Below are 22,590 nucleotides of genomic sequence, written 5' to 3'. Positions count from 1 at the left end.
AAGAAGAAAAAAAATAGGATGCAGTAGAAAATTATGTTGTGAAAACAACAATTTATGTAGGCAAATACTTACTTTTTGTAAATATTAACAGTTTAACGATTGTTTTTCAGGCATTTACCTAAAAACCGTATTTTATCGAACTTTGCCCCCAATATAGGTCTGTTCGGCCATAATTGTAGGAATTTCTTTGGCAGAAACCGTCATTAGGTCTTTATTATAAATGGTAAAATCAGCAAACTTTCCTACTTCGATGCTTCCTTTTTCGCTTTCTTCGAAATTAGAATAAGCAGCCCAAATTGTCATACCCCTTAAAGCTTCTTCTCTGGTAAGCGCATCTTGTTTTTGAAATCCTTCTTTAGGATTAGCATCTAAATCTTTTCGTGTTACTGCAGCGTAAAATGTTAAAAATGGACTTACTTGCTCGACAGGAAAATCTGTTCCCAAGGCAACTCTACCGGCTTTATTCAGAAGTTTCTTATAAGCATATGCCCCCTTCACCCGCTCCGCACCCAATCGATCTTCTGCCCAATACATATCACTGGTGGCATGGGTGGGTTGGATAGACGGAATAACTCCCGTCTCAAAATAATCGAAATCTATTGAATCTATAACTTGAGCATGCTCGACTTTCCATCTTCTGTCTTTTTGCCCCTTTAAAACTTTTTCATATGTTCTCAATACAACGGCATTTGCAGAGTCACCAATCGCATGGGTATTCATCTGAAACTCAGAAATGGCTATACGTCTTGCTAAATCCTCAATTTCTGCAACAGGAGTAACCATTGCACCATAATGACCCCATTTGTCAGTATAGGGTTTCTTTAGAACGGCACCTCTAGAACCTAAAGCTCCATCTCCATAGACTTTTACCGAGCGAACATTTAGCTTTTCGGTCTTAATGGGACCGTTGTATAAATAGTGTTCTAGATTATCAGGGGTGTTGCTAACCATAGCATAAACTCGAATCGACAATTCATCATTTTGTTGCAGACTATCAATGAGTTCAATTGTCGAGCGATCAAGCCCTGCATCATTTACCGTTGTCAAACCATAGTTCATGCAGATTCGCTCTGCATCCTTCAAAGCCTCTACCTTACTTTCAAGAGAAGGATCGGGTATGACCGCATCAATCATACGCATGGGATTATCTATAAGAACTCCCGTATTTCCATATTGATTTTTTACAATTTCACCGCCTTCTACCTTTGTATTCCATTTTATTCCTGCTTTGTCCAAGGCAGCTTGATTTACTAAATACGCATGACCATCAATACGTTCTAAAGCCACAGGAGTATCCGGAAAAAGCTCGTCCAATTCCTTTTTGGTGGGAAACTCCTTTAGCTCCCAGTCATTTTGATCCCAGCCACTACCGATAATAAATTCTTTTGAATTTTCTCTTTGAAATTGTCGTACGCGTTGAATTACCTCTTCAAAACTTTTTGTACCTACCAAATCAACTACCTGTTGATTAAGTCCCAACCTATAAAAGTGGCAATGCGCATCAATTAAACCAGGAGTAATTGTCCTTCTGTCTGCGTCAATAATTTGATCAGAAGTATATGTTTTTCGTATTTCTTCGGATGTACCGACTGCAACAAATTTACCCTTATGAACTGCAAATGCTTCAGCTTTGGAGAAATCACCATTAACCGTATAGACATTGGCATTGACGACTACCATATCTACTTCTTCTTTAAAATACTCACAGCTTATGGAAAGGAATACTGCAAGGAGTACGAATACGTTTTTCATTTTGGTTGGAATTGAGTCGCCCAAAAATAAGGAAATAAGTGGCAAACAGGTAAAACAGAATTCTTGTAAACCAAAAATGTCATTTAAGGTACCTTAAATGACATTTTTGGTTCGTACTAATAATATTATTCAGGAGAAATACTTTTTACTCCGGTAATTTTCATTGTACCATTACTTGGAGAAGTACTTGTACCTGAAAGTTTACTCCCATTTGCTTCTAAGGCAACTGACACGGTTTCACCTTCAACATTTACGGTAAATGTAATCTTGTTCCCTTTGACCACTACATTTTCAGCATTAACAGCTCCTCCTGCAAGTTGAATTTGGGCTTTGTACATATCGCCTTGTTTAACAATCATCATAAAGCCTTTTTCATAACCCTCTGGTGCACCTTCTACCGTATATTCCCACCCACCAATTAAATTATCTTTTACGATTATTTCAACGTCACTACTAACAGAACTTGCTATTATTTCTTGAGGTGCGAACATCAATGCAAAAGCCATTAGTAAAAAACCAGCTATTTTTTTTGTCAAATTTTTCATGTTTGTTGTTTTAGGTATTAGTCTATCTCTTTGTAAATGTAAAGAATTATTTAATTTGATGGGGCTAGGCGCAACTTTCAGGTTTAGCTTTTAAAGTTGGCCAGTACCATCATAACCTTATATTACAAAATCAATGCCAAGTTTTTGTAGCTTTCATTTATAGACCCAAGAAAAATCTAAGAAAAGGTTTGCTAGATTTGTTAAACAAAATTCATTTAAATGAGCAGCAAACAAGACTTTACCTTAATTGGTGCAGGAATCATGAGTGCCACCTTGGGGGTATTGATAAAACAATTAGTACCCAATGCTAAAATCACAATCTATGAGCGCTTAGATAAGGTAGCTGCTGAAAGCTCAGATGCTTGGAACAATGCGGGCACCGGTCATTCTGCCTTTTGTGAATTGAATTATACTCCAGAAGGTGAAAATGGTAACATTGATATTTCAAAAGCTCTACGCATTAGCGAGTCTTTTGAAATCTCAAAGCAGTTTTGGGCCTATTTGGTAAAGCAAGGTCTTGTTGAAACCAATGTACCTTTTATCAACGATATCGATCATATGAGTTTTGTTTTTGGCGAAGCCAATCAACGCTTCCTTAAAAACCGATACGATGCCCTTACCGCCTATCCTATGTTTATGGACATGAAACATTCTGAAGACTTTAGTGAAATCGAATCATGGGTACAGCTAATGATGGAGGGAAGAAATACAAACGAGAAAATCGCCGCCACTCGAATGCCTATCGGTACAGATGTGAATTTTGGGGCTGTAACACGGAAAATGATCGCATATTTAGAGAGTTGTGATAATGTAGAAGTTCATTTGGGCCATCAAGTAGAAGATATCGACAAAAGAGATGATGGCACTTGGGAAATAGAACTGACTGACCTCGGCACTGATGAAGAAAAAACTGTTCGTAGTAAGTTTGTTTTTATTGGAGCTGGCGGAGGTGCGCTAAAACTTCTTGAAAAATCTGATATTCCAGAAGGAGAAGGTTATGGCGGTTTTCCGGTCAGCGGGCAGTTTTTAAAGTGCAATAATCCAGATGTAATTTTACGGCACGAGGCAAAAGTATATGGCAAAGCTGAAGAAGGTTCTCCTCCAATGTCAGTCCCTCATTTAGACACACGTATGTTGAACGGAAATCGTTCTTTGCTATTCGGGCCTTATGCGGGCTTCTCAACCAAATTCTTAAAAAATGGATCCTATTTAGATCTCCCTTTATCGTTAGATGCTCATAATATCTATCCCATGATTTCTGCGGGAATCAATAATATATCATTGACCAAATATTTGATTGAGCAGGTAATGCAATCTCCGGAAGAAAAATTTGAAGCTTTGGTAAAATATTATCCAGAAGCAAAATTTGAAGATTGGGAATTGATTACTGCTGGACAGCGAGTACAGATTATCAAAAAAGACAAAGAAGAAGGTGGAAAGCTGCAATTCGGAACCGAAATCGTCGCGAGCAAAGACAAAACTCTCGCTGCATTATTAGGGGCTTCTCCCGGAGCTTCAACGGCCGTTTCTATTATGTTAAATCTCTTGCAAAAATGTTTTCCAGAGGAAATTAAATCTCAAGAATGGCAAACAAAACTTACTGAAATGATTCCCTGTTATGGAAAATCATTGATTGAAGATGGGGAATTATGCAAAAAAACGAGGGAATATTCAACAGCTGTTTTGAAATTAGAGGATGTATAAAAATCTTCTAAGATCAAATTACTTTTGGGAAGCAATCCAAGCATCTATTTTCTCCTCAAGCAAGATCAAAGCCAAGCTACCAGAGTTTAATACTTGATTATGGAATTCTTTGATATCGAAAGCTTCTCCCAGCTCATTTTCGGCTCTAGTTCTTAATTCACGAATTTTTAATTGTCCTATTTTATAAGATAATGCCTGACCTGGAGTAGCCATATAGCGCTCAATTTCGGAAATTATACCGTCTTCAGACTCGGCTTCATTCTCGAGGGAGTATTGAATCGCCTTCTCACGTGTCCAGCCTTTTGCATGAATTCCTGTATCTACCACCAAACGAATCGCCCTATGCATTTCCATGCTCAACATTCCGAAATATTGAAAGGGATCTTCATAAAGTCCTAGTTCCTTCCCCAGAGATTCTGCGTAAAGCGCCCATCCTTCCACAAAAACACCCATGCTTTCTGGATGTAAAAATTCTGGAAGCTTCTTATTTTCTTGCTGAAGTGATAGTTGAAAATGATGCCCGGGAATCGCTTCGTGCAAGAACAAAGCTTCGTCAGCAAATTTGTTATAAGTTTTCACATCAGGAATTGGAACATAGAACGTACCTGATCGACTTGCATCTTTTGAACCAGGCACATACTCAGCACTTGCCGACGCTTCACGAAAAGCTTCAGTTCGCCTTACCTCGAACCCTGCTTTTGGTTTTATATCAAATACGTCTTTCAGCTTAAGTTCCATTCGTTTCTGAATCTCATTGAAGTTGGCAATTACTTCTTCAGGACTAGTGAAAGGCATTTGATCTTTTCTCGATCTGACATGATTAAAGAAAGCTTTCAAATCTCCCTTAAAACCAATATCATTTTTAACACCTTCCATTTCACTCAAAATTCGTTGCACTTCACTTTTACCTAGTTCGTGAATTTCATCAGCCGTCATATTCGTTGTTGTGTGCAATTTGATCAAATAATCATAAGTTTCCTTTCCATTCGGTAAGGAAGATAACCCTGAAGATTCTCTGCAGGAAGGCAAATAAACTTCCTTTAAAAATGTATCTAGCTTTTTATATTTTGGTATTAATTCCTCAGAGAGAAAAGAGTAATACCGATTCTTTATCATTTCCATGTCGGAATCGCTCCAATCTTCGGGGAAATTTTGAATAGGTATGGTGAATAAATGTTCATCAACGGGAGAAGTAATAAACCCTTGTAACTGCGGAATCATTTTTAGCACAATGCTTCTTGGAAGGACTATTTTTTCACTCATACCTTCCTCCATCTTTGCGATACAGGTATCTAGAAACGACATATAATCTTTCAAACGCTCGAGCCAATTTTCATAGTCTTGAACCGTTTTGAAAGGTTGAAAACTTGCGCCACTTCCCAATTGAGCGACATATAAATGAAGCGATTGTATTTGTAATAAAGGCATTAATTCAAAACTTGGCAAGTCATAAACCGGTGATGCCATGGTCACCAATTCATTCTCAAGACCTTTTAATTTTATAGAGCAATCCCAGCGCATCACACGCAAACTTAGCCATTGCTCTGTGCTCATCATACTCTCGTCATACGCATCAAGTTGGGTTAAAAACTCATTATATTTTTCTTTGAGTTCTTCTTGATAATGGTCAGAAATATAATTGGCAATAGTATCGTTGTAGGAATTAAATCCGGCCTTGGTAGCCTCTATGGGATTAATAGCTTTCTTAAAATCATAATAGGTTTCAAAAACCTGATCAATAGGCGCTACTTCTGTTTCAACAACTTCAGAATTTTCCTTGCAGGAACTTACAAGGAGTAGCGCGAAAATAAAATTTGCGATTAATTTCATAGGATGTGAATTTTATAAAAAATATGAATAGAAAGAACCTACTATTTCTTAGATCTCGAATGCTTCTGTTCTTTCATCTTTACGTAGACCAATTTTTTATGCCCTCTAGAGTCTTGACGTCGTTCAACATCAATTGCCTTAATGGATTGAAAAAGTGGTGTAAGCTTTTGGAAACCGTAATTTCTAGAATCAAAATTCGGTTGTTTCTTTTGTAATAAACTGCCAACATCACCTAAAAAGGCCCAACCGTCGTCATCAGCTAAATCACCAATTGTAGTGGCAATTAGACGCAATTGCTTCGATGTGATTTTATCAAATTCGGTCTTCTCTTTTGATTTATGTGCATCGGCATCAGAAGCATCATCTTGCGATTGATTTTTCAAGATTTCTATATAGATGAACTTATCACATGCAACAATAAAAGGATTCGGAGTTTTCTTCTCTCCAATACCAAAGACCTGCATGCCTGCTTCACGGAGTCGCGTAGCTAGCCTTGTAAAATCACTATCACTGCTTACTAAGCAAAACCCATCCACTTTGCCGGAATACAGTATATCCATCGCATCGATTATCATGGCAGAATCTGTTGCATTTTTTCCTTGCGTGTAGCCGTATTGCTGTATGGGAGTTATTGCATTTTCTAACAATACCGTCTTCCATTTGTTGAGGCGCGGATTAGTCCAATCGCCGTAAATTCGTTTGATAGTGGGATTGCCGTATTTGGCGATTTCCTCCATCATTTCTTTAACATATGCCGAGGGAATATTATCGCCATCAATAAGTACTGCTAGATTTAAGTCCATGGATTGTTGTTGGTTTTCTGCAAGTTACGAGAATATTATATTCCTTAAACCTATTAACAAATATCTTTAAAGAATTACTTTTTGCGGGTTTATAGCTTTCAAAAATCAAAAACAATAAATCACAAAAAAAGCCCTGACTAAATCGTCAGGGCTCTGTCTTAAAAAACTAAGAAGTATATATTAAATTACTTTAACGTTTACTGCATTTAATCCTTTATTACCTTCTTGTAGATCGAATTCAACTTCATCGCCTTCACGAATTTCGTCTACCAATCCAGATACGTGTACAAAATGATCTTTGTCCACCCCTTCTTCAGTGATAAAACCAAAACCTTTAGTGTCATTGAAGAATTTTACTGTTCCTTTACTCATTACTTATAATTTAAATTAATTATTTAATATGAGTCAAAGATAGTGCCAATATACGTAACAACTTAGAAATTTGTACTTAATTTATTTTTAATCAAATAGTTAGCTTTATTCTAAGTGTTCAATAAAAGGCTATGACAACTACTTATTTATCTTCCCCCTTTTGGTAATAACAAACTCCACCCTTCTGTTCTGGCGACGACCATTCTCATTGTCATTGGTAGCGATAGGGGTTTTTCCACCAAGACCTTTTGAAACAATTCGGTCTTTAGATAATCCTAGTTTTAGTAGATAATCGGCGACCGCTTGAGCCCGCAGAGTAGATAATTTTTGGTTGTAACCCTCAGAACCTACGCTATCTGTATGCCCTAAGATACTAACATGAAAGGTCGAGTCGGTGCTCAAATGCTTATAAAGTGCTAACATTTCTTTTTTTGATGCTTCCTGAAGCTTGAACTTATCGAAATCAAATAAAAGATTTTCAAAAACATGCGTTTTATCTAGGCTATACATCTCATCAGTTGAGCTAAAATCGGTAATATTTTTTTGTGAAGTCTTAATTTTAGAAAGCGGCTCAACCAGCACTAGGTCGACATAATAATAGGCGCCCTGCTTTGCATTACGCTTGGTCTTAAACATTCTAGTTCTTGGGTTGCTTTTAAAATTACCAATTGTGAGATACCTTTCTGTTCCCTTAGCTATGAACTGAGTATGCACCAAAATCCAGTCTTTAGTATCGGAGTAGAAATTACTATATCCGATTTCCATGAAATTATAATCATTTCCCTTTTGCTGGTACCTCTTTTTCTTTGAAAGCTCTTTTCTTCCAGCTACTTGCATCTTATCCTTGGAAAACAAGACACCAAATTCCTTAATAGCGAAATCGGATCTTTCTGCAAGACTAACATAAAAAGAGACCTGATATTTTTTACCTTTTACCAATTGATCTGATAATTCAGCTTGCAGATACTCACGATAATCATCAGGAGCATATAAATACAAACCTGCATAACCTTCTCCAAAATCGGCTAGTTGGGTACCATTGAAGTTTTTAGGTGTACCCATATCTTGGCTACATCCATTAAAATAATCTGTTGACCCTTCGGTGGGTGTTGACCAGTTTGTTACATCTACGTTAAAATTGCCCAAACGTTTTGGACAATTAACGAATTCTTCAAAACTTGGATTCTTGACTAAGTTTTGAGATAGAGCTACTCCTGTAAAAAGAATACAGGCAAGTAAAGTCAATCGCTTTAAAATTTTAGAATACACTGGGACAAGGTTATAACTACCTCAAAAATAGCAAATTAAATCCCAGAAAAGGTGTTAAGGGTATATCGGTTCGATAAGAAGTAAATGTTTTTGGTTGAAAAACTCCTAATTGTTCGTCCTTTTAAAGGGTTTTACTAGTTGTCTTCATCTTCAAAGAGACCTGAAGCATAAAACTCTCTTTTCTTTTTTGAGATAATGAACTCAACTCGTCTATTTTGTTCGCGCCCTTGTTCAGTGTCATTGGTTACAACAGGTTTTCCGTCTCCAAAACCTTGCCAAGCAATTCGAAAAGGAGACAGGCCATTGTCTACCAAAAACAAACCTAAGGTCTTTGCTCTTCTTTCTGATAAAGCCTTGTTGTACTCTCTATCGCCAATATTATCTGTATGTCCATAAATCACAATGTTTACTTGAGGGTTCTCTTTTAAATACTTAATTAAGGGTTGTAAATAAGTGACTACCTCTCCCTCGATTTTAAATCCATCTACATCAAAATTCAATCCTTCAAAAACATAAATTTCATCAAAATTGAAAGGTTTATTAGCCTCTTCAACCGAAATCATATCGATATAATAATAGGCAGCTTTCTTAAGATTTGGCCCGGTGGAATTTGTTCGAGTCATTCTATTTCCCTTAAAATTTCCGAATGTTATATACCGTTCTGTACCATCAGCAGTATATTCCCCTTCGATTTCTATCCAATATTTTTTATCACTAAAAAAACTACGTTTTATTACTCCTGAATAATGCGAAATACCTTCTCGAACCATAAGACTATGAGGAATGTTCCTTTTGGTATGTAAATCCACTTCTTGACCCGTAAATAGAAAACCAAGCTCGTCAATTGCGTACTCCGATTTTTCGGATAGACTTACCATCGCAGACACAATATAATTCCTACCTTTTTCAAGTCTTTGCTTTAACTCTCCTTGAATGTATTCTCGATAATCTTTAGGTCCGTAAGCATATATACCTGCGTAGGCCTTTCCATGAAAAGCAGCTTGAAAACCAGTAAAATTCCGGTCCACCGTCATCGTTGAACTACAACTGTTAAAGTAATCTGTACTTCCGAAAGTTGGCTTAGTCCAAAATAAAACATCCTCTTGAAAAGTACCATATTCTTGAGGGCATTGAACAAAATCTTCAAAACTAGGGTTCATTACCAAATTCTGACCTATTGTCACTTGACATCCTAATAAAAGAAGAACGAACAAGGTATAGTTATAGCAGATTTTTACCAACTTCAGCAGCATCACATAAATAATTTGTAAGATTTAACCTACTTTATTTGAGGTGATAACGTGATTTGGTTAAAAAAAGTGTGTTTTCTCGATGAACGGCACAAGCAATTAAAGAATCAATTGAAAGTTAATTTGTTAAAGAGAATCTATATAGTCATGAATTAATTGAACTCCTTCAGTATGTTTTATAGTTACTCCAATCAATGGCATTGAAGGACCGAAGGCCGGGTCGGTGTTTACACGGTTTCGAATATCTGCCTTAAATGGTTCAATATTACTATCAGGAAAGCTAGTTTCATATCTTAGATCGGGACGAACACCTATACTTGAATCATGGAATCCGCCAGGTTGATGGCAATGTGCACAATTCACATCCATATAAGCTCTTGCTCTTTCTGAGACACTAAAAGAAAGGTCAGACCAGACGGGAAGCTTTTCAATTTCTGAAATGTTCGGTGCTCCCTCTAAAAGTCCTTTATCCATAAATTTTTGAAGGGAATTGATTCCATCCTGAACAAAATTCAAATTTCTAGCCTTTGGTCCGATTGGGTTAGTAACTCCATTGCTATTATGGCATTGTATACAATTGAGCATAATGGGCACTTGATAATTCACAGAACGGTTTGCACCCGTTGTATCGATCCAATCTACAGGAACGGTTGGGCCTTCTAAACTTAGAATTGCGTCGTCTTGTTCAGTATTCCAAAGGTAATTGCCAAATTGCCAAACTCCCGCTTTTTTAATCAAAAGTCTAGTTTCGATACGTTTTCTTCCTGCGGATGGGTCGCGTTCATCATTCAGATAATAGAAAGTTTTTGTAATAATGGTATTATCAGGAAACTCAAGAAGGCCTTCACCGTTGTAGGTCATTTTTGCATCCTGAGGGAGCGATATGGATCGTAATTTATAAGAGTAATCCGAATATAAAGGAGTTGCTAAATTGTATTCATGAACTGTACTATTGAATTCTAAATTAGCTACATCACCTTTGAACAAATTTAAATCTGAAAGTTTAGGAAGAAACTCTGCCGTGGGGTAAACGGTATCATCAACATAAGGATCAGTCGAATTAACTATTTCTTCACCATTCAAAAAACCATCTAAATCACAATCTGAATTTGACCATAAAGTACTTGAAACATCAAAACCTATATAACCAGCTTCTTGTTTTGGATCACAAGGGTCATTAACATTTGTGCCAGCTAAAATTTCAGCACTATTGACAATACCATCACCATCAGTATCGGTAATTTGATCAACATAGGGGTCAGTAGAAGCGGAAAGCTCATCACCATTTGTGATACCATCTTTATCACAGTCACTAGCCAACCAGACGGAACTTGTATTATCAAAACCGGTATATCCAGAAGGCTGTAAAGGGTCGCAAGCATTGTTCTTATTTGTACCATTAATCACCTCTTGTTCATCAAGTATTCCATCTCCATCCGAATCCAATATCACCACCGGGTTATCACTTGTATCATCTGATTTACACGAAAAAATTATGAGAGAGATAAAAATGAACAGTAAAGAGGATACTCCAAGAAGTTTAGAAACGGGCTTCGGCATAACAATAATTTTCTTCTACAGCATGTTAAAGTTAAGGCTGATAAATCTCATTTACATCAAAACAATTCTATTTTTCGACTAACGGCAATGTATACGCATTAGTCGCACGAATCAGCCTCTGGACTATAAAACAATTGATGAATTAAAAACCCTAATTGAACTGAATTTATTGTGAAGAAATAAAAATTAAAAATCAAACTTATAAGTAGCTCCGCCTAAAACCTGCAAGCCTTGTACTCTAAAGTTGGCCCAGCGCTGGTAGTTGTTGTTGGCTAAATTTGAGCCTCTTACAAAAACGGAAAGCTGATCTGTAATACGATAGCCGATATGAGCATTGGCATCAAAATAACTATCTAGGTCAATAATCGTGGCCGGAAAATCTTGTCTTAGAGTATTTTGAACAACTGTGGTTGAAAAATCTTGTCGCTCTCCAACATAAAATAAGTTAGCTCCTGCATACCATTTCTCGCCTATTTGATAATCTAGAAATAATGAACCCTTTAAATCAGGTAAGTTCCAAGCTGGTAAATCAGTTTCGGTACTGTAATTGAAGTACTCTGCATTTATTCCTAAAGTAAAATTTCTATTGACATCAATATTCAATTCACCAAAAATTCCAAAAGTTCTCACATCATCGCCAAGGGTAATACCGTCAATGGAGAAAATTTCAAAGGAGTTGCCTAAGTAATACTGCTTTTCATCATTTCGGAAATCATTTTGTGGATTCAATTTAAATAAAGGCTTTCTATTTTCTGCTTTATAGGAAGCTTTTACATTATAACTAAGGCTAGGAAACAATTGTCCGCGCAAGCCAAGATATGCATCATATTGTTTATCAGTCGGAGCAATAGTTAGCGTAGGAGACACATACGGATTCTCCTCAACAAATCCAAAATAGGAGTTCTGTACCAATTCACCTTCAATTCCACCGTAAGCAATTGCTAAATCATCCAATAAGCGATAGGAAGCCGTTACTGTAGGATACACATAAAAATTGCTGTCGCTGCGTTCTGCGTCTAATCCGTATACCAAATTCACTCCCAAATTAAGAGTCAAATCATCACGCAACATGGTCAAAGTTGGATTTACCCCTACTTGTAAATTACTATAATTAATCCCCTGAAGATTCTCTGCATTGTTTAGACTTGCGTTTTCAAAACTTCCATTTACATAATCCACTTTAAATTTGATTCCAAAAGTTTCATCAGCAACTGGGAATTCAAATTCTGGAATAAAAACTACACGATTTTCTCCTGATTTTATAACATCCCAAAAACGTCTGTATTTGATTTCTGCACTTTTAAAATAGGAATCCTCAAGGTTGATATGCGCACCAACTTCGCCCATAAAGTAATTTTGACGAGCATCTATACTATTAATATCTGGATCAAGAATAGGGTCATTAAAAAGACCTTCAGGTGTGCCGTACCAATTGTATAATTGATGTTTAAAGCCAAGGTCAATTCCCCAATCATAATCACGATCTCTTCTTTTGTAGGCACCTTCCAATTCACTATTCGAATAGAAGTTATCTAAAACTACTCCGCTAATATCTGCTCTTGAAGAATTGTGTTCCAAGCCAAACGTATAACCTGACTCACGATCGATTGTTCGACTCGTATAAAACTTAGCCATTATGTTAGCAGGGTTACCCCCTCCTGCCGAAGCATAAGAATTATACAAAACAGGCGGTGGTGTTGGCTTAACTTTGGATGCAGTTCCTTTTGTAGGCGAAAAAGTAGATGCTACAGGAACTGAAAATATACTGTAATCGATTTTCTTCTTTTGAAGGGCAATTGAGTCGTTAATATTCGGAATAGATTTAATCTTAAAAGCATCGGAAATAGTTGGTGTATATGCTTTCGTAACCGTAACCGTCTCTGTACCAATATTGGTTGAATCTTTTACCTGAGCAAGGCTAATTTGTGCAAAACCCATTAATAAAAGAAATGTGAATATCTGCTTTTGCATTTTGTGTTCTTTTGTTCTCTAGTTATCGTTTGGGTTTACTGATGAATTACTTTTCGCCTCCTTGGCTTTGATAATGGAAAGCTCTCCCCTAGCCTCAGCAACAATCTCAGGGTATTGACTAAAATTCGTTGTTACGCTTTCTAAAATATAGGTAGCCTGATAGGCATCTCCCAAGGCGTAAAAATTCTTCGCCATAATAATCAAACCTTTTCCACCCCATTCTTTATAACTAGAATAGTCTTTGGCCAATTTTTGAACCGAAGCACTAGAAGCTTCATAATCTTGATCTTGGTTTTTGAAGTAAGCATCATAATACAAGGCTTCTGCTGCTAGTGAACCAGAAGCAATATTAAGCACTTTGGCATAGGCTGCTTTCGCCCTTGGTTCATCGTTTGTCTTTATAGCTGACCTTGCAATCATTGTTTGCGCATCACTCTTTATGCGATTGTCAATGGAAGGTGTTCCCAATACTTTTTCAGCATACGCAATTGTCTTTTCATAATTTTTTTGCTCGTAATAGCCTTTCATCAAATTCGATTGAGCAAAGGTTCTATTTTGCTGAATATCTGCCTGTGCCTCCAAACGTTCTAAATAAGATAATGCAGATGAATAATCTTTATTTCCAATATAAACCTCGCAAACACGGGTTAAGGCTTGTTCTGCATATTCACTAGCACCTTGATCGGCGACATACTTGTAATAAGGTAAGGCCTTCCCCTTTTGATTTTTTCCAAAATACAATTGCGCTAAATTGAAATTTGCTTTGGTAGCGTGAAGGCCATTGGGGAATTGCCTAATATAACTTTCGTAGCCTCGAATAGCGGCATCGGTTTTCCCTTCTAAATTCTGTTTATCGGCTGATTCAAAAGTAGCATTATCCAATTCTGTATCGGTAACCTCGACAAAGTCTAAGTCTCGTACCCAAGCAGCATATTCATCCACACGTCCCATATCGACATAGACCAGTTTTGCTGTAGCTACTGCCTGAATCGCTTCTTGTGTTTTTGGAAAATCACGAACAACAGTTTTAAACTTAGCCAGAGCTGCTTCATTCCGACTGGCATTATAATGCACCAGGCCTTGTCGAACAATTGCTTGAGGCACCAAAGAACTGCCTCGATATCCGCTAATTAACTTGTCATAAGTCTGAAGCCCTTTATTTTCTTGTCCGCTAGATATATACGTATTCCCAAGTTCAAAAAGTGCATCATCTTTTAGTGTTGATCTCGGGTAACTAGAAACAAAACTTTCTAAGCCCTCAATTTTTGAGGCATTTCTACCTACAAAACCGTAGCTCAATGCTTTTTGAAAAGCGGCATAGTCTTTTTCAGGTCCTGAAAGGGCGAGTGATTTATTATAGGTTTCTATAGCTGGCCAGTATTTACTGGTCACGAAATAGCTATCTCCTAAACGCAAATATCCATCATTCAATTTCTGTATATCACTAGTTCCTGAACTGGTAAAATTGGTAAAGTAAGAAATAGCGTTAGTATAATCTCGTAGTTTGAAATAAGTATAGGCCAGACTATAATCGATATCTTTATACTCCTCTGTAGATTTTGCTGTCGGATTCCGTTGGAATTCCATAAAATGATTCAAAGCTGAATCAAAACGATTGAGTAAGTACTCTGATTCACCATTCCAATAACTAGCTCGTGCTTTAAAAATAGCATCTTCTGCATTACCTAGAGACTTTCCAAAACTTTCGGAAGCTCCTGAATAATCTGTATCTACAAATTGTTCGACACCTCTATAAAAGGCAACTTTCTGAAACGTAGTTTTGCTTGCAAAATCACGATTCTTTTCAAGCAATTCCATTGCGCCTTGAAAGTTCTTCGATGTGATATAAGAATCTACCAAAAGCTCTTTCATTTGAGCAGCGTTCTTATCGTTAGGATAGCGGTTTAAATAAGAAGAAATCACCTCAGGAACCGGCTCATAAGGATTCCCAATTTCATAACTCAATCGGGCATAGTTCAAATAAGCGTCTTTTTGAATTTCTGTCGAAAAGTCCATTTGAGAAGCATTGCGAAAGGCATTTAAAGCTTCCTGTTTCTTATCCAACTTCAAATAACATTCTGCTAAATGATAGTATGCATTTTGAGAAACACTGTTTGTACCTCCAATAATCTTATTAAACTGTTGAATGGCGTTTGCAAAATCTCCCTGCTTGTAATAACTATAGCCTAACAAATAATAATCTGTATTATTCCACCTTCCACGTTTCCCTTGATAATCTTCTAAATACGATGCGGCATTTTCATACTGTTTCAAATTAAAATAACTCTCTCCTATGATTTTGCTAAGCTCAGATTTCTCTTTCCGATCGCCTTTTGCCATCTGTTTTTTAGCAAGTGCTATGGCTTTTTCAAAATTTCCAAGCTTGAAATTCATATCAGCTTGGTAATAGTCCATTTTTTCTTCTAAAATATCAGGATCTGTGATCTCATCAAAACGCTCATTCGCTGCCTCATAATCATCTTCTTGATAAGAGATATAGCCCAAATAGTACTTTGCTTGACTAGCATATACCGGAGAATCTGTTACCTTACTTAAGTAACGCTCTGCTTCTTTTGTTTTTTTAGATGCAAAAAGGGAATACCCATAATTGAAATTGAACTTATCCATCTCACCACGAGAAAGTGCTTTTTGATCAACTTTATTGTACCATTTCAGCGCATACGGATATTTTCCGGTTTTAAAATAGTATTCAGCGACATCAGCAAAAGCAGAATTACGTTTTGTAGAAGTTGGGTATTTCACCACAAAATCTTCCATGAGATTATCTGCACCCAACTGATTTAGTCGAACTGCGGCATTCGCTTCATAATAAGCGCTATTTGCCTGAGTTTCTAAATTATCAGAACTTTTCTTGACTTTACTAAAAATAGTCTGCGCCGCCTGGTACTGCTCATTATTGTAGAGCGCCAAAGCGTCTTGGTAATCTTTGTCTTCGTGGGTGTAGATTTTGGTCTCTTGGGAAATTCCTAAAAAAACCATCCCTAGAAAAATCGGGACTAAGGTGATTGACTTTTTAAACATAGTGTTCTAACTATTTTCTATTCTAGATAACGGCAATTATTGCGCCAAAGTATTTTAGCCCATTGGTTTGTTGCTTGATTGGCAACTATAAGCAATACTCAAAATTAGAAAGATTTCGACCATCGGTAATTCGTTATCCATTTGAACTTATTACTTTTATATGAACAATACCTACATATTAGAGCCGTGGAAGATACTACCGAAAAAATACCTGAAACTATTCTAGAGCTGAATGAAGTCTCTATTTTCCAAAAAGAAAGTCTGGTTCTCAATGATGTGAGTTTGGATGTTAAAAAAGGTGAATTTGTTTACCTAATTGGTAAGACAGGTAGTGGAAAAAGTAGTTTTATGAAAACACTTTACGGTGATTTACCCTTAAGAAAGGGAGAAGGAAAGATTGTTGACTTTGATTTGAAAACACTCCGAGAAAAAGACATTCCCTTTCTACGGAGAAAGCTAGGTATTGTTTTTCAAGATTTTAAGCTCCTTCCTGACCGTACAATCAACAAAAATTTACGCTTCGTTTTAAAAGCAACTGGTTGGAAAGATACAGCCAAAATGGACCTGCAAATTGAAGATGTTCTAGAGAAGGTAGGTATGAAAACAAAGGGCTTCAAGTTTCCACATGAACTTTCAGGTGGAGAACAACAGCGTATTGCAATTGCTCGCGCTTTGCTCAACGACCCTGAACTTATACTGGCCGATGAACCGACGGGAAATTTAGATCCTCAAACCAGTGTTGAAGTAATGAAAGTACTTCAAGACATCAATAAAGCCGGTCGCACTATTCTGATGGCCACTCATGATTATGCCTTAATCTTGAAATACCCATCTAAAACATTAAAATGTGACGGAAATAAGGTTTTTGAGGTAATTCAAAGGGCTGTTTAGTTATTGTATTAGTCCATAAAGAGGAGAGCATCAGTCTTTATAAATTATCTGACAACCTTTGATTTGTCAGGCATAAAACTACTTTTATGAGTACACTAAATATTCTTTCTTGGAATGTGGAACATTTCAACGGTAAAGGTGGAATGGACAAACGCAACAGAAAAGCCCGCCTAGATCGTGTTGAACGTGTGGCAAATTTTATCGCTTCAGAATCACCAGACATTTTTGCTCTATCTGAAGTGGAGGGTAAAATAGTTCATGCTAAGATGACTTCTATTTTACCGAATTACGTTTTCAATATAACAGAAGGCAGGCAAAGTCAGCAAATTTTGGTGGGTGTTAAACATGGTTTAACGGCATTTTTCACTCAACGAAATGAATTCAAGCGAAGTAATCCATATCTGAGGCCAAGTGCTTTATTGACAATAACTATCGACGGAAAAAATATTCCGATATTGTTTAGTCACCTCAAGAGCCTTTTATCACCCGAGGGTTTTGGTTTACGAGATGCTATGTTTTCAAAGGTATTTAGCCTAAAAAGAGCCTTAGACAAAGTCGCCCGACGAAACGGAAATGAGTTTGCAAATTTTATAGTGCTAGGTGATATGAATACTATGGGAATGGATTATGAAGGAAAAGACAAAGACATTTCTAGTGCTTTCGAAGTTGAAATTGTTACCAATCGCTTTAGACGAAGAGGAATGGTTCGTTTAGAAAAAAACCATCCGACCACTTTCAACAATGGTTCAGATTCTTCATATCCGCAAACAGACTTAGACCATGTATTTGCAGCCAAACATTTACAATTTAAACCGGTCTCAGGAAATGGGTTTGTAGACGTAGGTGGTTGGGCAAAATTTGATGATGTGGTACAGCAAGATAAATGGATCGAAGATTTTTCAGATCATACACCCATCAAGTTAACCCTTGAAATTTAAATTCTCATGCCCTCAAAACCTATACAACAATCAGATTATCGCATTCGTAAGCTCATTGGAACACTAGGTATAGCGCTACCTGCATTATTACCTTTTTCTGAAGGAATGCTCTTATCTTCAATGAGTCACTATTATTACCAACCATTATCTTCATTAATATTCATTATCATATTATCCACTTTCGGATTATTTCTTCTCTCTTACAAGGGATATAAAATTGACACAGAAACAGAGAAAATAAGTGACGACCTTCTCACTAATATAGGAGGTATATCAGCCCTTATTGTTGTTTTTGTTCCTACCTATTGTCTCGAAAGCAGTAGCACAATAGTAGATGAAATATGTGCTAGTGGAAAATATCCATTATTGGGACATATCAATGAACTTAAAAATACAATTCATTTGATATTCGCCGGAATTTTCATCTTCACAATGGGATGGATGTCGAAGTACAAATTCACCAGAGGAGCAAATACTGTAAATAACAAAATCTATAAGTGGTGTGGAAATTTAGTTTGGTTTGCCATTGCTCTTTTGTTGACATTAGTAATTATTGACTTCTTCAATGAAGACTTTCAAGTAACTGCTTATGACGTTTTCTTTCTAGAAACTTTAGCTGTAATTCCATTCGGAATATCTTGGTTTATAAAAGGAGAAGCTATGGAAGATATCAAAGGTTTATTCACTTAAAGTAAGGTTTTTGAAGCTTTACAAATAGCCACAGCACTAGCCAAAGTTTTTTGCTATTTTTGTTCGCGAACCATAGAATCGTACATGGAAGTATTAGGAATTGATATCGGAGGATCTGGAATTAAAGGTGCTTTAGTGAACTCCATAACAGGAGAAATGTTGACCAAGCGACACAGAATACCAACTCCCGAAGGAAGAAAGCCCAAAGACATGGCTAGAGTGGTTTCTGAAATCGTTAAACATTTCAATCATAAAGGTCCTATAGGAGTTGGCTTTCCAACAGTTATCAAACACGGAGTATGTAAATCTCCTGGAAACCTTCACAAAAAATGGTTGGGCCTAAATGTTGAAGAGCTTTTTAAGGAAGCTACAGGCTTACCTGTAACTGTAGTAAATGATGCAGATGCTGCGGGCTTCGCTACTATGAATTACGGCCTTGGAAAAGATAAAAAAGGTTTGGTTATTATGATTACTATTGGTACAGGTTTAGGTAGTGGGGCTTTTCTTGATGGAAAGCTAATTCCGAACTTTGAATTGGGACAAATTCCTTACAAAAAATATAAAAAAATAGAACTTTGGGCTGCTGATTCGGCCAAAGAGCGCGAAGGGCTTACCTATGAAAAGTGGGGAAAGCGCTTTAATACTTTTTTGAAATATGTGGACCTAATTATCGCGCCTGATTTTATAATTCTGGGTGGTGGGGCCTCAAAAGACTTCGATGAATACAAGCATTGCATTACCATTGATACGCCGGTAATGCCAGCAAAATTGAAGAATCAAGCCGGAATTATTGGAGCTGCAGCAGCTGCGGTTCAATAGCATTCCAAAATTTAAATTTTATAAAAAATAAAATCCCCAAACTGGACTTCAGTTTGGGGATTTTTTATAAAACCTATTTGATATTAAGCAATCTTATTTCGCTTTCTATCCACTTCTGTTAGGAATATTTTTCGAAGCCTTAAATGCTTTGGAGTTACCTCAACATACTCATCTTTCTGAATGTATTCTAAGGCTTCTTCCAAAGAAAACTTAATTGCAGGAACAATCTTCGCCTTATCATCCGCACCAGAAGAACGAACGTTTGAAAGCTTCTTTGTTTTTGTAATATTGATGGTCATGTCGTCTCCACGAGAATTCTCACCAATTACCTGTCCCTCATAAATATCTTCTCCCGGATCAACAAAAAACTTTCCGCGATCTTGTAGTTTATCAATAGAATATGGAATCGCTTTCCCTTTTTCCATAGAAACCAAAGAACCATTTTGTCTTTGTGGAATATCACCTTTCATAGGTTGGTATTCAAGGAAGCGGTGTGCCATAATTGCTTCACCAGCGGTTGCAGTCAGTAATTGATTACGCAAACCGATAATACCTCTAGAAGGAATTAAGAACTCACATACCATACGGTCACCCTTGGCTTCCATGCTGGTCATTTCTCCTTTACGGATAGATACCATTTCTACCGCTCTACCAGATACTTCTTCTGGTAAATCAATAGTTAAGGCTTCAACCGGCTCACATTTCACTCCGTCAATCTCTTTGATAATCACCTGTGGCTGACCAATCTGAAGTTCATAACCTTCACGACGCATCGTTTCAATTAACACAGAAAGATGTAATACACCACGACCAAAAACCAAAAACTTATCAGCGCTATCTGTTTCGTTTACGCGAAGTGCCAGGTTCTTTTCCAACTCACGTTGTAACCTTTCGTTAATATGGCGTGATGTAACAAACTTACCATCTTGTCCAAAAAACGGACTATCATTAATCGTAAACAACATGCTCATTGTTGGTTCATCAATAGCGATTGTTTTCAATCCTTCAGGACTTTCAAGATCAGCGACTGTATCGCCAATTTCAAAACCTTCTACACCCACCAAAGCACATATATCTCCTGTAGCTACTTCTTTAACTTTTTTACGCCCAAGACCTTCAAAGACAAAAAGTTCTTTGATTTTGGACTTGACAATACTACCATCTCTTTTTACCAAAGAAATCTGTTGTCCCTCTTTTAAGTTACCTCTTGTTAGTCGTCCGATTGCAATTCTGCCCGTAAAAGATGAGAAATCCAAAGAAGTAATTAACATTTGTGTATTTCCTTCTGTTGGCTCAAAAGTTGGAATATGCTCAATTACCATATCTAACAAAGGCTCAATATTCTCTGTTTCATCCTGCCAATCCTCACTCATCCAATTGTTCTTTGCAGAACCATAAACGGTAGGGAAATCTAACTGCCATTCTTCTGCGCCCAATTCGAACATCAAGTCAAAAACCTTCTCATGCACTTCTTCAGGAGTACAGTTCTCTTTATCCACTTTATTAATAACTACACAAGGTTTCAATCCTAAATCAATAGCCTTTTGCAGTACAAAACGCGTTTGTGGCATCGGACCTTCAAAAGCATCTACCAACAATAAAACGCCATCAGCCATGTTCAATACACGCTCTACTTCTCCACCAAAATCGGCGTGACCAGGGGTGTCAATAATATTGATTTTTGTGTCCTTGTAAATTACAGATACGTTTTTGGAGGTAATTGTGATTCCCCTTTCACGTTCCAAATCATTGTTATCAAGAATCAAATCACCTGTGTTCTCGTTCTCACGAAACAATTGACAATGGTACATAATTTTATCAACCAAGGTGGTTTTACCGTGGTCAACGTGTGCGATAATGGCAATATTCTTTGTTGTAGACATACTTTTTATATTTAAATAGCGCTACCTGCTATTTTGAGCGTGCAAAGATACTGCTATTTTTCTCTGATGAAGCCAAACTTGTGTTATTTTTATGTTGTTGATTTTGAGGGAGTTATTTTAACGTCGTTTCCTTAGTACCCAACCGATTCTAGCCGCTAAAATTAATCCAACTCCTGAACCAAAGCCGTCTTCTAAATAGGCTACCCCACCTTCAAGTCTATAGAAAAATCCTCTTCTATAGGTACGTTGAATACCATAAACAGGACCTACACCAAATATATCAGGTCTTTGAATATCACCAATAATGGGGTTACCGAACTGAACTAACATAAGTCCACCAACATAATTGCCCGTGTTTCCACTGATGTTTTTTCCCTTTGTAATTCTGCGCTCCAAATTATAATAGTATCGATATTGACCTCTTAGAATAGCACGAATTCCGTATTGCGTTTCGCAACCCGTACATCCCCTCAATTCAAAGCCGGTTACAGCTTCAAGACTTAATGTAGAATTATTGCTAATACCCTTTTCATAAAGAATAGCTGGCATGGGAAGACCTATTTGTACTTGATGTTCTTCAACATTCTTATCGGTTTGAGCATTTAGGATGGAAAAACAAAGTACTGAGAAAAGAAAGGCACATTTTTTCATAGTTGGTTAGTTTAATTTAGCAAGCTGAAAGGTAAATTTCAGGTATCGAAAAGTATTTATCGCTTACGACCTCCTATAACCCAGCCTAGACGAGCATCTAGATATAGAGTTGCGGTGGGATCATTATCTCCCGTAAAGAAAGCGGGACCAACGGCGGCACCAAAATAAAAGCCTTTGCCATAGGTGCGTTGTAAACCATAAACAAAAGCACCCAAATAAGCTACTGGCTCATCATATTCAATATTGCCTATTATTGGAGTTGTTACAAACACCTGGTTTAAGAATGAAACATAGTTTCCACTATTTCCAGAAATATTTTTTCCCTTTTGAACTCTACGATTCATGTTTGTAAAATATCGAAATTCTGCACCCAATGCAGGAAATAAAACCCAATCGAAGTCCCCTCCGCTATCGGCTCTAGCAATGGGAATAACAGATACTTCGAAGTTAAAAGTAGAATTCTTGCCAGCGCCTAGTTCGTATGAAACACCAGGTGTTAGAGCATTAACTTTAAATAGGCCCAGCTCCACATTCTTATTAATTTGAGCGTTGAGGATTGAAAAACAAAATACTGAGAAAAGAAAAGCGCATTTTTTCATAGTTGGTTAGTTTTAGAATCA

At 37.0% G+C, this 22,590-nt stretch carries 18 protein-coding genes; 5 read left to right on the top strand and 13 right to left on the bottom strand.

Translation table 11 applies throughout. The features are described from left to right. Positions 1 to 132: 132 nt before the first annotated feature. Positions 133 to 1,752 (bottom strand): amidohydrolase, encoded by a 1,620-nt coding sequence (locus tag ACKWCD_RS12745; protein WP_413984343.1) that lies wholly within the window; start codon positions 1,750 to 1,752, stop codon positions 133 to 135. Positions 1,753 to 1,877: 125 nt separating this feature from the next. Continuing rightward, complete coding sequence (locus tag ACKWCD_RS12740) at positions 1,878 to 2,297, bottom strand: hypothetical protein (RefSeq protein WP_413984342.1); 420 nt, start codon at positions 2,295 to 2,297, stop codon at positions 1,878 to 1,880. Positions 2,298 to 2,516: 219 nt separating this feature from the next. Between ACKWCD_RS12740 and mqo the strand changes: the two genes are divergently transcribed. Continuing rightward, on the top strand, positions 2,517 to 4,001 hold the full coding sequence (gene mqo, locus ACKWCD_RS12735) for a malate dehydrogenase (quinone) (RefSeq protein ID WP_413984341.1): 1,485 nt from the start codon (positions 2,517 to 2,519) through the stop codon (positions 3,999 to 4,001). An 18-nt stretch (positions 4,002 to 4,019) separates the two neighbouring features. Here mqo and ACKWCD_RS12730 read toward each other — a convergent pair whose 3' ends face one another. From ACKWCD_RS12730 to ACKWCD_RS12695, 8 genes are all read right to left on the bottom strand, one after another. After that, positions 4,020 to 5,831, bottom strand: coding sequence for a DUF885 domain-containing protein (locus ACKWCD_RS12730; protein ID WP_413984340.1), 1,812 nt, complete (start codon positions 5,829 to 5,831; stop codon positions 4,020 to 4,022). 41 nt (positions 5,832 to 5,872) lie between these two features. Further along, a complete protein-coding gene (locus ACKWCD_RS12725; RefSeq protein WP_413984339.1) occupies positions 5,873 to 6,634 on the bottom strand; it encodes an NYN domain-containing protein in 762 nt (253 codons plus the stop codon). A 180-nt stretch (positions 6,635 to 6,814) separates the two neighbouring features. Next, positions 6,815 to 7,006 carry a cold-shock protein gene (locus ACKWCD_RS12720; RefSeq protein WP_413984338.1) on the bottom strand — a complete coding sequence of 64 codons (192 nt, stop codon included), beginning with the start codon at positions 7,004 to 7,006 and terminating at the stop codon, positions 6,815 to 6,817. A gap of 138 nt (positions 7,007 to 7,144) precedes the next feature. After that, a complete protein-coding gene (locus ACKWCD_RS12715) occupies positions 7,145 to 8,275 on the bottom strand; it encodes an OmpA family protein (protein WP_413984337.1) in 1,131 nt (376 codons plus the stop codon). 134 nt (positions 8,276 to 8,409) lie between these two features. Then, on the bottom strand, positions 8,410 to 9,528 hold the full coding sequence (locus ACKWCD_RS12710; protein ID WP_413984336.1) for an OmpA family protein: 1,119 nt from the start codon (positions 9,526 to 9,528) through the stop codon (positions 8,410 to 8,412). Between the two features lie 123 nt (positions 9,529 to 9,651). Continuing rightward, entirely contained in the window at positions 9,652 to 11,085 is a 1,434-nt protein-coding gene (locus tag ACKWCD_RS12705; RefSeq protein ID WP_413984335.1) for a hypothetical protein, read from the bottom strand. A 186-nt stretch (positions 11,086 to 11,271) separates the two neighbouring features. Further along, complete coding sequence (locus tag ACKWCD_RS12700; RefSeq protein ID WP_413984334.1) at positions 11,272 to 13,056, bottom strand: TonB-dependent receptor; 1,785 nt, start codon at positions 13,054 to 13,056, stop codon at positions 11,272 to 11,274. Positions 13,057 to 13,074: 18 nt separating this feature from the next. Further along, positions 13,075 to 16,098 (bottom strand): tetratricopeptide repeat protein, encoded by a 3,024-nt coding sequence (locus ACKWCD_RS12695; protein WP_413984333.1) that lies wholly within the window; start codon positions 16,096 to 16,098, stop codon positions 13,075 to 13,077. Between the two features lie 207 nt (positions 16,099 to 16,305). Here ACKWCD_RS12695 and ACKWCD_RS12690 point away from each other — a divergent pair, with 207 nt between their 5' ends. From ACKWCD_RS12690 to ppgK, 4 genes are all read left to right on the top strand, one after another. After that, positions 16,306 to 16,989: a cell division ATP-binding protein FtsE gene (locus ACKWCD_RS12690; RefSeq protein ID WP_413984475.1), complete on the top strand. Its 684-nt coding sequence runs from the start codon at positions 16,306 to 16,308 to the stop codon at positions 16,987 to 16,989. Positions 16,990 to 17,075: 86 nt separating this feature from the next. Continuing rightward, a complete protein-coding gene (locus ACKWCD_RS12685; RefSeq protein ID WP_413984332.1) occupies positions 17,076 to 17,927 on the top strand; it encodes an endonuclease/exonuclease/phosphatase family protein in 852 nt (283 codons plus the stop codon). A gap of 6 nt (positions 17,928 to 17,933) precedes the next feature. Beyond that, positions 17,934 to 18,617, top strand: a complete 684-nt coding sequence (locus tag ACKWCD_RS12680) for a hypothetical protein (protein WP_413984331.1) — start codon at positions 17,934 to 17,936, stop codon at positions 18,615 to 18,617. Between the two features lie 84 nt (positions 18,618 to 18,701). Further along, on the top strand, positions 18,702 to 19,436 hold the full coding sequence (gene ppgK / locus ACKWCD_RS12675) for a polyphosphate--glucose phosphotransferase (protein ID WP_413984330.1): 735 nt from the start codon (positions 18,702 to 18,704) through the stop codon (positions 19,434 to 19,436). Positions 19,437 to 19,519: 83 nt separating this feature from the next. On the opposite strand, the gene typA is transcribed toward ppgK, so the two are convergent. The 3 genes from typA to ACKWCD_RS12660 all read right to left on the bottom strand — a co-directional run bounded on the left by typA (position 19,520) and on the right by ACKWCD_RS12660 (position 22,569). Beyond that, positions 19,520 to 21,319 carry a translational GTPase TypA gene (gene typA, locus ACKWCD_RS12670; RefSeq protein ID WP_413984329.1) on the bottom strand — a complete coding sequence of 600 codons (1,800 nt, stop codon included), beginning with the start codon at positions 21,317 to 21,319 and terminating at the stop codon, positions 19,520 to 19,522. 117 nt (positions 21,320 to 21,436) lie between these two features. Further along, on the bottom strand, positions 21,437 to 21,970 hold the full coding sequence (locus tag ACKWCD_RS12665) for a hypothetical protein (RefSeq protein ID WP_413984328.1): 534 nt from the start codon (positions 21,968 to 21,970) through the stop codon (positions 21,437 to 21,439). 56 nt (positions 21,971 to 22,026) lie between these two features. Continuing rightward, complete coding sequence (locus tag ACKWCD_RS12660) at positions 22,027 to 22,569, bottom strand: hypothetical protein (protein WP_413984327.1); 543 nt, start codon at positions 22,567 to 22,569, stop codon at positions 22,027 to 22,029. Positions 22,570 to 22,590: the final 21 nt, after the last annotated feature.

Origin of the sequence: Maribacter taeanensis (assembly GCF_047345145.1) — a bacterium.
GTDB lineage: Bacteria > Bacteroidota > Bacteroidia > Flavobacteriales > Flavobacteriaceae > Maribacter_C.
Note: the sequence above shows the minus strand (reverse complement) of the source record. Positions and strands in the feature narration are given on the sequence as shown.

Excerpts from the sequence above, each read along its gene's own strand:
- ACKWCD_RS12680 (WP_413984331.1), top strand. The coding sequence starts at position 17,934 with ATGCCCTCAAAACCTATACAACAATCAGATTATCGCATTCGTAAGCTC.
- ACKWCD_RS12725 (WP_413984339.1), bottom strand. The coding sequence starts at position 6,634 with ATGGACTTAAATCTAGCAGTACTTATTGATGGCGATAATATTCCCTCG.
- ACKWCD_RS12685 (WP_413984332.1), top strand. The coding sequence starts at position 17,076 with ATGAGTACACTAAATATTCTTTCTTGGAATGTGGAACATTTCAACGGT.
- ACKWCD_RS12745 (WP_413984343.1), bottom strand. The coding sequence starts at position 1,752 with ATGAAAAACGTATTCGTACTCCTTGCAGTATTCCTTTCCATAAGCTGT.
- ACKWCD_RS12705 (WP_413984335.1), bottom strand. The coding sequence starts at position 11,085 with ATGCCGAAGCCCGTTTCTAAACTTCTTGGAGTATCCTCTTTACTGTTC.
- ACKWCD_RS12740 (WP_413984342.1), bottom strand. The coding sequence starts at position 2,297 with ATGAAAAATTTGACAAAAAAAATAGCTGGTTTTTTACTAATGGCTTTT.
- ACKWCD_RS12695 (WP_413984333.1), bottom strand. The coding sequence starts at position 16,098 with ATGTTTAAAAAGTCAATCACCTTAGTCCCGATTTTTCTAGGGATGGTT.
- ppgK (WP_413984330.1), top strand. The coding sequence starts at position 18,702 with ATGGAAGTATTAGGAATTGATATCGGAGGATCTGGAATTAAAGGTGCT.
- mqo (WP_413984341.1), top strand. The coding sequence starts at position 2,517 with ATGAGCAGCAAACAAGACTTTACCTTAATTGGTGCAGGAATCATGAGT.
- ACKWCD_RS12710 (WP_413984336.1), bottom strand. The coding sequence starts at position 9,528 with ATGCTGCTGAAGTTGGTAAAAATCTGCTATAACTATACCTTGTTCGTT.
- ACKWCD_RS12730 (WP_413984340.1), bottom strand. The coding sequence starts at position 5,831 with ATGAAATTAATCGCAAATTTTATTTTCGCGCTACTCCTTGTAAGTTCC.
- typA (WP_413984329.1), bottom strand. The coding sequence starts at position 21,319 with ATGTCTACAACAAAGAATATTGCCATTATCGCACACGTTGACCACGGT.
- ACKWCD_RS12665 (WP_413984328.1), bottom strand. The coding sequence starts at position 21,970 with ATGAAAAAATGTGCCTTTCTTTTCTCAGTACTTTGTTTTTCCATCCTA.
- ACKWCD_RS12700 (WP_413984334.1), bottom strand. The coding sequence starts at position 13,056 with ATGCAAAAGCAGATATTCACATTTCTTTTATTAATGGGTTTTGCACAA.
- ACKWCD_RS12720 (WP_413984338.1), bottom strand. The coding sequence starts at position 7,006 with ATGAGTAAAGGAACAGTAAAATTCTTCAATGACACTAAAGGTTTTGGT.
- ACKWCD_RS12660 (WP_413984327.1), bottom strand. The coding sequence starts at position 22,569 with ATGAAAAAATGCGCTTTTCTTTTCTCAGTATTTTGTTTTTCAATCCTC.